This window comes from Rhodococcus sp. no. 34, assembly GCF_054589475.1.
In genome coordinates this window covers 91342-102086 of the sequence record NZ_BAAILK010000023.1, presented here as the reverse complement: position 1 = coordinate 102086, position 10745 = coordinate 91342, and the positions used below count along the sequence as shown (strand labels likewise).

The 10745-nt window shown below is 63.4% G+C and carries 10 protein-coding genes; 6 read left to right on the top strand and 4 right to left on the bottom strand.

The annotated features are described in order from the left end of the window. Positions 1-237 precede the first annotated feature (237 nt). Together ACYP01_RS06440 and ACYP01_RS06435 are read right to left on the bottom strand one after the other, a co-directional pair. Positions 238-1791, bottom strand: a complete 1554-nt coding sequence (locus tag ACYP01_RS06440; RefSeq protein ID WP_003940966.1) for a DNA polymerase Y family protein — start codon at positions 1789-1791, stop codon at positions 238-240. Further along, positions 1788-2648, bottom strand: a complete 861-nt coding sequence (locus ACYP01_RS06435) for a hypothetical protein (RefSeq protein ID WP_459678994.1) — start codon at positions 2646-2648, stop codon at positions 1788-1790. The genes ACYP01_RS06440 and ACYP01_RS06435 overlap by 4 nt, the downstream gene beginning before the upstream one ends. A gap of 227 nt (positions 2649-2875) precedes the next feature. Between ACYP01_RS06435 and ACYP01_RS06430 the strand changes: the two genes are divergently transcribed. Beyond that, positions 2876-4075, top strand: a complete 1200-nt coding sequence (locus ACYP01_RS06430; protein WP_003940952.1) for a serine/threonine-protein kinase — start codon at positions 2876-2878, stop codon at positions 4073-4075. Between the two features lie 9 nt (positions 4076-4084). Here ACYP01_RS06430 and ACYP01_RS06425 read toward each other — a convergent pair whose 3' ends face one another. After that, positions 4085-5476 (bottom strand): FAD-binding oxidoreductase, encoded by a 1392-nt coding sequence (locus ACYP01_RS06425; protein ID WP_003940869.1) that lies wholly within the window; start codon positions 5474-5476, stop codon positions 4085-4087. Then, on the bottom strand, positions 5473-6309 hold the full coding sequence (locus ACYP01_RS06420) for a class I SAM-dependent methyltransferase (protein WP_234551577.1): 837 nt from the start codon (positions 6307-6309) through the stop codon (positions 5473-5475). The genes ACYP01_RS06425 and ACYP01_RS06420 overlap by 4 nt, the downstream gene beginning before the upstream one ends. 135 nt (positions 6310-6444) lie before the next feature. On the opposite strand from ACYP01_RS06420, the gene ACYP01_RS06415 reads away from it, so the two are divergent. From ACYP01_RS06415 to ACYP01_RS06395, 5 genes are all read left to right on the top strand, one after another. Continuing rightward, positions 6445-7122, top strand: coding sequence for a winged helix-turn-helix transcriptional regulator (locus tag ACYP01_RS06415; protein WP_003940889.1), 678 nt, complete (start codon positions 6445-6447; stop codon positions 7120-7122). Between the two features lie 110 nt (positions 7123-7232). Next, complete coding sequence (locus tag ACYP01_RS06410) at positions 7233-7817, top strand: M15 family metallopeptidase (RefSeq protein WP_003940687.1); 585 nt, start codon at positions 7233-7235, stop codon at positions 7815-7817. Positions 7818-7819: 2 nt separating this feature from the next. Continuing rightward, positions 7820-8461 (top strand): phosphatase PAP2 family protein, encoded by a 642-nt coding sequence (locus tag ACYP01_RS06405; protein WP_042449719.1) that lies wholly within the window; start codon positions 7820-7822, stop codon positions 8459-8461. Positions 8462-8536: 75 nt separating this feature from the next. Beyond that, the gene (locus ACYP01_RS06400) at positions 8537-9235 is read left to right on the top strand and encodes a response regulator transcription factor (RefSeq protein ID WP_003940940.1); all 699 of its coding nucleotides are present in this window, start codon (positions 8537-8539) and stop codon (positions 9233-9235) included. Further along, positions 9232-10626 carry a sensor histidine kinase gene (locus ACYP01_RS06395; protein WP_459678989.1) on the top strand — a complete coding sequence of 465 codons (1395 nt, stop codon included), beginning with the start codon at positions 9232-9234 and terminating at the stop codon, positions 10624-10626. Before ACYP01_RS06400 ends, ACYP01_RS06395 begins: the two co-directional genes overlap by 4 nt. Positions 10627-10745 lie beyond the last annotated feature (119 nt).

The window sequence follows — 10745 nt, the reverse complement described above, 5'->3', positions numbered from 1 at the left end:
GTCGCGTAGCTCCATCGGCTCGTAGTGAAGTCGATCGTTTCCGGAAACGTCAGCTCGACCCGCCGTTTTCATGACACTCCTCGCGAAGAGTTGCAACGACGAGAATCATTGCAACAGTGAGTTTTTGAATGTCATCAACGCTAGGCGCCCGATGGCGTCGGTGCGATGGCGCCAGCGCCCCTACTGTTCGTACAGTCGACTCGACCATGTCCGGTACAGCTGGCTGTACCTACGAGCTCATTCGTACACGCCCTCCACCGACCATCCACCGCCTTCACAGATCATCAGCAACGCCCGCGATTCTTCCAACAGCACCTGAGCCCGCGCGGCCGTGCGCGCCGAGGCTGCGTCCCACCATCGCTCGTCCACCGGCCAGGGCCCGGCCCATCCCTGCACTGCCCATTCCTTGCTCCCCCACTTCAGCCTTCCCGGCTGCGAGCTGAAGACACCGCGCTCAGTGACGTACACGGCGTTGCCGGCCACATCCTCCAGCCATACCTTGGGATTGTCGACGAAGATCGACCCCGGAGACGGCTGCGGCAGACGACCAGGCCACGGGGCTGTCGGATCATGAGCAGCTACCCGCTCGTCACCCAAGGGCAACAGGGTAATTCGCTCCGAGGGCCCTCGACCACCGCTCAGGACACCGACCTGAACCGATTCGCCGCCCAGAAGACCTTGCACGCGCACCAATGCTCGCCTGGCCCGCTCCTCCTCGTCGCCGACACCGCCCCACAGCCCTAACTGCAAAGCGCCGGCACTGACCACCTCCACCGGTTCCAGACGTAACACCGCTATGCCTGCGGTCGGCCGGGTCTCACTGCGCCCGGTGAGCCAGCCGTCCAGTTGCCATCGCACTCGATCGGCCGTTCCCTCCGGTGTCAGAGGTTCGGCGCAACGCCAAGTCCGAGAAAGATTTTCACCGTTACCCGTGCTGGCCGAAATCGACAGACGGGTGCACGCCACTGCGGCAGCCGACAATTTGTCGTGCAGGAGACTCGCCAAGGCGCGCCCGGCAAACGCTGCGGCATCCACCCGCTCGATCGACGGATCGTAATGCTGCTCCACTTCCAGATCCGGCGGAAGCGTCCGCGCCGACGGTGGCCGCTCGGGTTCACCGCGCGCCGCACGATGCGCGAGCACCGCATCGGCCCCGAAACGCGAAGCGACGTCCACTGCCGGTAAATCCGCGAAAGCACCGATGGTTCTGATCCCGAGCCTGCGCAGCAGATCCACCAACTCCCCGCGATGCGGCGCAGACAGACTGGGCTCGGCCGCCAACTCCGGCATGGGTAGCGGCGCCAGAAACCGTGCCCCCTCCCCCGGCGGCACCAGCGCTGCCCGGCGCGCGGCAATGACCGCTGTGGACAGTTGATCCGCCACACCCACCTGACTCTCGACGCCCGCAGCAGATGCCTGATCCACCAATCGTTCCGCCGCGGCTTCCTCCGAACCGAAGTACCGACTGACACCTCGCGCACTGAGCACCAACAAACCAGGACGAAGTACCTCGACGCCCGGTGCCACCGCATCGATGGCCGCGGCGACCGGCTCGAACAATCTGGCGTCGCGTTCCGGATCTGCCATCGCCACATACAGTTCCGGGCAGCGGGCCTGCGACTCGCGTCGGCGCAGGCCTCGTCGCACTCCCTCCGCGCGGGCCGTCGCCGAACATGCGATCACCCGATTACCCGAGGTGACTGCGACAGGATGCGTGGCAGGAAGATCGGCAAGCGCTGCCGCTGCCACCGCCGGCCAGTCCGGGCACCACAACGCCAGAACTCTGCTCACAGTGACACCACCCGCGACGACACCACCTGCTCCGACACGGCCTCGACCGGCCGGGAAGGTACCCACTCGACCCGCCCGGCTGCACTACAGATGTCCAGACGCGTGATCCGGGGCTGGAACGAGCGCCCCCGAGCACGAACCGCGAGGCTCAGGGAACTGAGCCGACCACGCCCCAACTCACGGCCCTGACCGAACCCACCGTAACCATGAACCCGAGCGTCCAACCGAACTTCGGCCCCGTCCCAGTGACCTTCGGTGACAACAAGAGTCGAGCCCTTGCTCCGGGCGCGCGCCACCACCGCTCGCGCACGCGACGGGGATACCGACGCACCCGCCAATCCCAGAATCACCAGATCCATACCGTCGAGCAGCACAGCAGCGATCTCGACCGGATCCGGCCCAGGCGCCGGAATGAGCGCCAGACGTTCCAGTTGCGCACCCATCTCGTACGCCGCCAGCAATCCCAGTCGAGGTTGCCCGATGACTGCCACATGCCCCCCGGACGCCGTCACGGACGCGACCAATCCCAAGAGCAAGGAAGCAGCGCCCTCGACGGACACCACGGTTCCGCGCACCAAACCGCCCTGCGGTAGCAATGCCCCGATACCTTCCGGCACTGGGAGAACACCAGCCTTGTGCGCGCGGTCCACGACCGGTATTTCCCGGTCGGCAACACTCTCGAAGGCTGCTGCACTTGTCCCGGAAACACCAGCCACGGAAACACTCGGTCCCGAAAACGACGTATCACCGCGAGAGGGAATGGACGCGATCTGTCGGCGGAGCTGTGCCAGCCGATCCTGACGGGACAACCCCGCCGCATCTGCCGACAGCTCCACCAACTCGGTCACCTCGGTCATCCCCATCCTCCGGAACACCGGAAAAACTCACTCGGCAGCAATCCACAACCAGCCGGCAAACCGCGGGGAAGTCGGGTCTGACATGCATCCAACGAACAGCAATTTCGAACATATTTTCGAACTGTTTTCAGTAAACCGTGTCACCCCCGACACGTCAAGCAGAGCAAAAAACCCAGTTCACAGGAGCCTCGAGCGTCACAGTGGCATCAATCCATTAACCTTGAGATGTGACAGCTCAGGAGCAGACCGGGAGGGGCATCGGGCCCGAATACCTGCTGGCGGGGCGGTACCGACTCCGCTCCAAGATCGGCGACGGAGGCATGGGCGCCGTCTGGCTGGCCCGCGACACCCTCCTCAGCCGTGACGTCGCGGTGAAACAGGTCACAAGCACGGAAGGCCTCGACACCGAAACGGCCGAAGAGGTCCGTGAACGTACATTGCGCGAAGGCAGGAACGCCGCAAAGCTCACCCACCCCCACTCCATCGCCATGTACGACGTCGCGATCGAGTCCGGTGAACCGTGGTTGGTCATGGAGTACTTCCCCGCCCGCAGCCTCGCCCAGGCGATGAACCTGGCCGACACGTTGCCACCGCTGGAGGTCGCGCAGATCGGCGCGCAGATCGCTGCGGCGCTCACCGAGGCGCACGCCGCCGGCATCGTCCACCGCGACATCAAGCCCGGCAACATCCTGATCGCCGACCGAGGCAAGTCTCTCGGCACCGTCAAGATCAGTGACTTCGGCATCGCCCGCGCAAAGAGCGACGTATCCGACACCCAGGACGAGGTCATCACCGGCACTCCCGCGTACTTTGCACCCGAAGTTGCCCGCGGCGACGATCCCACCGAGGCCAGTGACGTCTTCTCACTCGGGTCGACGCTCTACACGGTGATCGAGGGTCAACCGCCCTTCGGCATCGACTCGGACGCCATCGCTCTACTGCATCGTGTCGCCAAGGCCGAGATCTACCGACCCACCAAGTCCGGACCGCTCACCGACGTTCTCCTTCAGCTCCTCGAGCCGGACCCCACCCGTCGGCCGACGATGGCTCAGGCACGCGACGCGCTCGCTGCAGCCGCGACGGGCGGTGGCACGATCGAGCAGTTGATCGACGCTCCCGTCTACTCGTCCGAAGGCGCCGTGCCGGCGTGGGCTCACCGCACCACACAACTCGCCGACCCACACCGCCGCAATCGCCTGACCGGCTCCACGATCACCGGACTGCCTGCAGTGCAACAGAACACGCCACTGCGGAACGTCCCCAGCCCCATGGACATGTTCTCCTGGCCGCCGCGGATACCGACCGGCCCCGCCGATGCCAGCACCCGCGACAAGGTAGTGGCCTGGGCTCCCCTCGCCATGACAGGCATGGTTGCCGTCATCATCTTGGCCGCACTGATCGTCGTCATCCTGGTATTCACGGCCTGACCGGACGCTCTACGCGGGCAGAATGTTTGCGTTGAGGTGAAACACGTTGTCCGGGTCGTACTTCGCCTTGACGGCGGACAATCGCGCGTACTTCGCCGCACCGTAGGACGCTCGCACTCGGTCCTCGTCGACATCGGTCATGAAGTTGACGTACCCGCCTTGATTGGACGAGAACGGACGCAAGGCTTCCCAGGTCTCACGCACCCACGATCGATCCAATTCCAGTGTCCCGGCATCGGTGGCCGTAGCCGTCATGTTGCACACGTAATGTGGTGTGCGAGAACCACCGAACGCAGTGTCGTCCTCGCCGACGGAGGTGAAAGCTCCCTGCAGCGGAAAGATCGGCATGAAGGACATCGGCGACGATTTCTTGCCCGCTTGCTCGGTCAGAACATCGATCACGTCGTCGGAGAAATCCACCAGGTCCAAGGCCTTCTCATAGGCGTATGCACCCCATGGTTCCGATTCGTCGAGCATCGACTGTAAACCGATGTACGGGAGCGGGGTGACGAACTCGAACAGCGTCGGCACGCCCTCTCGAATCGGCGCAATCGCGTTCGAGTGTTCCTCTTCCGATCCGAAACCGGCTACCAGCAACGCGTATCCGGGCAGCAGGTGAAACTGATCCGGAACAAACGGTGCCGGAGGCGCGGACAAACCGACGGCAACCATCGCTCCGGCATTTCTCGGCAGGGCAGGCACCACTTCGCGGCACAGACGAAGCGCTGCGGGTCCGTCCTCCATCCCCCAGAAGAACAGTCCCAGATGCACTTCCGGACCGATCTCGCTCAGACGGTACTCGAACTCGGTGACCACTCCGAAGTTTCCACCGCCGCCGCGCAGTGCCCAGAACAAGTCGCTGTGATCGTTCTCGGAGGCCCGCACGATCGAACCGTCGGCGAGCACCACCTCTGCCGACACCAGATTGTCGATCGCCAGGCCGAGCGTGCGCGTCAACCACCCCATGCCACCGCCGAGGGTCAGGCCACCGACGCCGGTATCACTGATCACTCCACCGGTCACTGCCAATCCGTGTTCCTGCGTCGCGGCGTCGAGGTCGGCAATCGTCGCACCACCACCGACCCTGGCTCGCTTCGCGGACGGGGCGACACTGACTACGTTGATCGCACTGAGATCGATCATCACACCGCCTTCACACACCGATGTACCTCGGTAGGAATGCCCACCACCTCTGACCGAAACCTCCAACGAATGGGCTCTGGCAAATGCAAGTGCCACAGACACATCCGACGCCGACCGGCACCTGGCGATCACCGCCGGACGATGATCGATCTGCCCGTTCCAGATCGACCTGGCGTCGTCGTACTCCGGATCTCGGGGGCTGAACACAGAACCCGTGATCGCCGATTTCAGTGGCGCGAACTCGACCGTCGTCATCATGCACCGCCCTCGTCGGGTGTCGCGGTGAGAAGCAGGTATTCCCACTCCATCACGAACGGCTCGCTTCCGCTGCCGTACTTCTTTGCCAACTCGAGCAGATCGCGATCGAGCGCCTGTGTGCGGTCAGGATCGTCGGCGATGTTCCGGTACACCGCGATGGTCGGGCCGTAATTCTCCTTGAAGAAATCGCGGAAATCTTCCGGCCCGCTGAATGTGTCCACACGAAGTACGTCTTTCCTTGCGGCAACATCGCCGAGCAGATCACGAACATGGTTCTCGTCGCCCCACAAAGGCGCCGGCTGCGAACCAGGAGGCGGCGGCGGTGCATACGGCTTCATCGTTTTGAACATCTCGCCGATGAACCCCGTCGGAGTCCAACTCAGCACTCCGATCTTTCCGCCGGGTCGGCATACTCGCAAAAGTTCGTCCGCGGCGCGCTGATGATGCGGGGCAAACATCACACCGACGCACGAGAGCACTACGTCGAACTCGTTGTCGCCGAACGGAAGAGCCTCGGCATCGGCCTCCTGCCAATCGAGTTCGACACCCGCGAGCGCCGCGGCCTCCCGTCCTGCCACGAACAGTTCGGGAGCCAGGTCGGTGGCGATCACCTGCGCACCCAGCGCAGCCGCCGGAATGGCGGCGTTGCCGGACCCCGCCGCGACGTCGAGCACCCGATCTCCTTTCTGCACGCCGCATTCACGCACCAATACAGGTCCGAGTTCCGCGATGACCTGCGTCGCCACCGCCGGATAGTTACCGAGCCCCCACATTGCCCGGTGCTTGGCCTTCAGCTCCCGGTCCAACCCGAGAGTCCCCGTTGATTCACTCATTACCGTTCTCCTTCAATAATTTTCGTACTCGGAGCCCGACAGCGTTCATGCCGTTACTCCGACGCTACGACGACGGTTCGCTCCTCTCCAGTACGAAATCTGTACCGGAGCACCCCGGAGGCCTACGATCGAGAGATGGGGTCCTCGTACCACCAGTTCTGCCCCGTCGCCAAGGCGATGGAGCTACTCGACGAGCGGTGGACACTGCTTCTCCTCCGCGAACTGATCATGGGAAGCGAACATTTCAACGATCTCCGCCGCGGGCTCCCGCGAATGTCACCGACTCTGCTCTCGACCCGGCTTCACCAACTCGCGGTCGCCGGCATCGTGGAGCGAGAAGAAACCGACTGTGTCGTCAGCTATCGTCTGACCGACGCCGGCCGCGAACTGCGCCCTGTGGTCGAAGCTCTCGGCATCTGGGGTACCAGGTGGATCGGTGAACTGGGCGACGAAGATCTGGATCCGAAGCTGCTGCTGTGGGACATGCATCGCCGCGTGGATCATTCCGTGGTGCCTGAAGGCAAGACCGTGGTGCACTTCGCATTCTCCGGAGTACGTGGACATTCGCGGAACTGGTGGCTCGTCATCAATTCCGGTGAGGTGGACATGTGCGATATCGATCCGGGTTTCGACGTTGCAGTGTCGGTCTCTGCGGGCTTGCGACAGATGACCGAGATCTGGCGAGGTAACCTGACCTGGTCGGACGCCATACGGTCCGGTGACGTCACCATTTCTGGGCCTACTGCGTTGCGTCGTAGCCTGCCTTCGTGGTTCGAGCTGTCGACTTTCGCGTCGATCCCGCGCCCCGCGTAGCGCGCGCTCACCAGCCCCGTTCCGTCCTGTTACAGAGCTGTTGCAGACCGTGACACCGTCGACGAACGGTGACCACCTGCCGGTGACACTGACCGAGAAGTCTCTGTTGTATGCCCAGCCACCGCGGAATCATCCGCTTCGTCGCACTCGGTGCAGTCGTGCTCGGTGCGGTCGCGCTCAGCTCCTGCTCGTACACAGAAGAAGCACAACCGAAGAGCGGTAACTACCTTGCCACTCAGCCTGATTCAGGACCTTCAGGCGGCGAGATCGAGGACGGCATCAGCTTGCAGGACACTCATGTGCCCGCGCTTGCCCGTCTCGATTCCGCACTGCTCGCGGCGCTCCAGTCGGCAGCGGCCGACGCACAGGCATCCGGCGTGGACATGCACGTCACGTCGGGTTGGCGGTCCGCGGCATACCAACAGCGACTGTTCGACGAAGCCGTCGTCAAGTACGGCAGCGTGGACGAAGCGTCCAAGTGGGTGCACTCGCCGAGCCTGTCCAAGCATGTCAGTGGACAGGCCGTCGACATCGGACCGACCGACGCCGACGACTGGCTCATTCAGCACGGCAGCGATTACGGCCTCTGCCAGACCTACGCCAACGAGATGTGGCATTTCGAATTGGCAACCACTCCTGGCGGGGAATGCCCGCCACAACTGAGCAACCCCTCGGACGAGAGAGCGGAAGGCTGATCATGACACGAGTCAAACCAGCGAGACTGATTGCCGCACTGGCAGTCTTGATCCTCGGAGTCGTCGAATTCGAATTGGCGGTCAACACGACCGGTGGTCAGATCGTCGACCAACAACTCATGGTGGGCGCGGCCACCTCCGAACGCCTCAGCGTGTTCTCCGCCGAGTTCATCGGCCTCGTCACCCCGATACTGATAGTGGGAGGAGTGCTCGTGGCGCTCATGATCACATTGCGCAACAACCCGATTGCGCTAGCTTTACGCGTCGTCGTCGTGACCCTCGGCCCCATCACGACAGCCTGGGTTCTCAAACAATCGCTGGATCGACCGGACCTGAACGGTCTGGTGATGCACAATTCCTTCCCCAGCGGCACTTTGACGGCCATAGCTGCTCTGGTCTGCGCGATCGTGATCGTCACGCCCTCGAGGTGGCGGGCGGTCGTTGCGGTCAACGGTGCGCTGATCACCATCGGAACCGCGATCTCGGTAGTCGTGCTGCAATGGCACCGCCCGAGCGACGTGATCGGTGCACTACTGCTCGTCGGCTGCTACACCCTCGCTGTGTCGGCATTTCCGTTGAACACCAGCGTCGCCCGGCATGCGGTGCTGGCAGACTCAGGCAACGAGCGACTCTCGCGAGTGTGACCCCTGTACCCTTGGCTGACCGAGATTTCTCCGACCGCAGAAGGCCCCTGATCATGGCGAGTCCAAGGTGAGCTCATGGTGAGCATTCTTTTCATAGAAGACGATCCAGCCGTGGCCGAGGCAATCACGTTGGGACTGAACCGACTCGGGCACAACGTCAGCCATCGCCCCGACGGTAACGGTGATTTCGACGACGCCCTGGGTGCCACGGACCTCGTCCTGCTCGACCTCGGGCTGCCGGGTGCCGACGGTTACGAGATCTGCCGACGTATCCGCACCCGAAGTTCGATCCCGATCATCATTCTGACCGCTCGATCCGACGACATCGACACCGTCGCCGGCCTGGAAGCCGGTGCCGACGACTACGTCGTCAAACCGGCCAGTCCGCGCGTCCTCGACGCTCGTATCAAAGCCGTCGTGCGGCGCTCGGCACCGGCAACGACGCGCCCGGATGCGACGCCGGGTGCAGAGACGTTCGGCGACCTGGAATTGGATCGGTCGTCGCTGCAGGTCCGCAAGGCCGGGATGCTGCTGACCCTCACCCCGACCGAACTCCGACTGATCCTGGCGCTGACCGAGAACCCCGGACAGGTCCTGAGCCGCCGACAGTTGTTGTCCGCAGCCTGGGACCAGGAGTATCTGGGTGATTCCAGAATCGTCGATGCAGCAGTGCAGCGGCTGCGCGGAAAGATCGAGGACGACCCGGCCGCACCGACCGTCATCGAAACGGTGCGCGGGTTCGGGTATCGCTTCAACACCAGCCCAGCCCGATGAGACCGACCTGGCTTCAGGTCGACGGTCTGCGAACCAGGCTCGTGCTCGTGTTCATCGCAATCGTCGTGATCATCGCCGGGGCAACCGCGGGTGTCGTCTCGTTCATGGCGCGGTCGTGGATCTATTCCAACGCTCAGGATGTCGCGACCGCACAATTTCGCGACGAACTGCAATACGTCAACGGAACACCGGTAGAGGAGTTGACGCCTGCCAACCTCCAACAGATCTTCCAGTCCGACATGACGCTGATCGTCGACGGCGAAGTCATCCGTCAAGGATCCGTGGATGCGGCGACCATTCCGCCCAGCTTCGACGAAGGTTTGGACAGTCCGAAGCTGATCCGTTTCGAGAGGCTCGACTCCCAGCGCATCATGTTGGGAATGTCCGTCAATGTCGTGGACATGAGCGCGGGCGACAGCTACGACAACGAGACATTGGTCAAAGCCGTCACCATCCGGCCGCTGGTAGGAGTGCAGGACAAGTTCGACGACCTGCTTCGAGCTGTCGGCCTCACCCTCGCCGCCGGTGTGTTGGTGAGCGGACTACTCGGGCTGTGGATCGCGTCGACGCTTGTCCGTCCGCTCAAACGCCTGGACAAGGCGGCCGCCCGCGCTGCCGACGGCGACCTCAGCGTCCGACTCCCCGAAGACGGAGTAGCCGAACTCGCCCAGGTCACAACAACGTTCAACAACATGGTCGCTCGCAACGAAGCGGTCATCCGAGGTCTGGAAGAATCGGAAGAGCAGTCGAGAAGGTTTGTCGCAGACGTCTCCCACGAGCTCCGGACGCCGCTCGCAGCACTGGTGCCGGTCAGTGAGATCCTCCGTGAAGAGATCCCCAATCTTCCGCCCGACGCCGCCGCTGCCGCGCGCATCGTGAGCAGTGAGATCGGCAAGCTCACTCGGCTTGTCGAAGACCTCATCGAAATGTCTCGCCACGACTCTCAGCAAGCGCACCTCGTCCTCGACGACGTCGACCTCGTCGAATTGACCGAGCGCACACTCGAGAGCCGCGGATGGACAGACACCGTCGAACTGCGCGCACCCGAAAGTGTCAGCGCCAGAGTGGATTCGCGTCGAATCGACATTGTCGTCGCCAACCTCGTCGGCAATGCACTGCGCCACGGAGCGCCTCCGGTTCGCGTCGAGTTGAGCGTCGAATCCGGTTTCTCCGTCATCACCGTCGTCGACCACGGCCCCGGCATCTCACCCGAAGACCGGCAGGCGATTTTTCGGCGGTTCTACAAGGTCGACACCGCGCGCGGACGCAGCGAGGGCAGCGGACTCGGGCTCTCGCTCGCCGTCGAGAACGTGCACTTGCACGGCGGCACCATCGGCGTCGACCAGGTGGATGGTCGCACGGTCTTCACGGTTCGCCTGCCCCGTCGCTGACCCCTTCCCGAGCGAACGTACCTTTCGGCGCACCCAAGGCGATCGTCGTACCGTTCGCTCGAAAAGGGGTGGGCACTTCGCACCCTGAACCGTCCGCGTTCGACCAAATAGTGGGATTT

What these genes read in the sequence shown, in the direction of transcription:
- ACYP01_RS06435 (WP_459678994.1), bottom strand. Translation starts at nt 2,648, where the DNA reads ATGACCGAGGTGACCGAGTTGGTGGAGCTGTCGGCAGATGCGGCGGGG.
- ACYP01_RS06425 (WP_003940869.1), bottom strand. Translation starts at nt 5,476, where the DNA reads ATGATGACGACGGTCGAGTTCGCGCCACTGAAATCGGCGATCACGGGT.
- ACYP01_RS06420 (WP_234551577.1), bottom strand. Translation starts at nt 6,309, where the DNA reads ATGAGTGAATCAACGGGGACTCTCGGGTTGGACCGGGAGCTGAAGGCC.
- ACYP01_RS06415 (WP_003940889.1), top strand. Translation starts at nt 6,445, where the DNA reads ATGGGGTCCTCGTACCACCAGTTCTGCCCCGTCGCCAAGGCGATGGAG.
- ACYP01_RS06410 (WP_003940687.1), top strand. Translation starts at nt 7,233, where the DNA reads ATGCCCAGCCACCGCGGAATCATCCGCTTCGTCGCACTCGGTGCAGTC.
- ACYP01_RS06405 (WP_042449719.1), top strand. Translation starts at nt 7,820, where the DNA reads ATGACACGAGTCAAACCAGCGAGACTGATTGCCGCACTGGCAGTCTTG.
- ACYP01_RS06400 (WP_003940940.1), top strand. Translation starts at nt 8,537, where the DNA reads ATGGTGAGCATTCTTTTCATAGAAGACGATCCAGCCGTGGCCGAGGCA.
- ACYP01_RS06395 (WP_459678989.1), top strand. Translation starts at nt 9,232, where the DNA reads ATGAGACCGACCTGGCTTCAGGTCGACGGTCTGCGAACCAGGCTCGTG.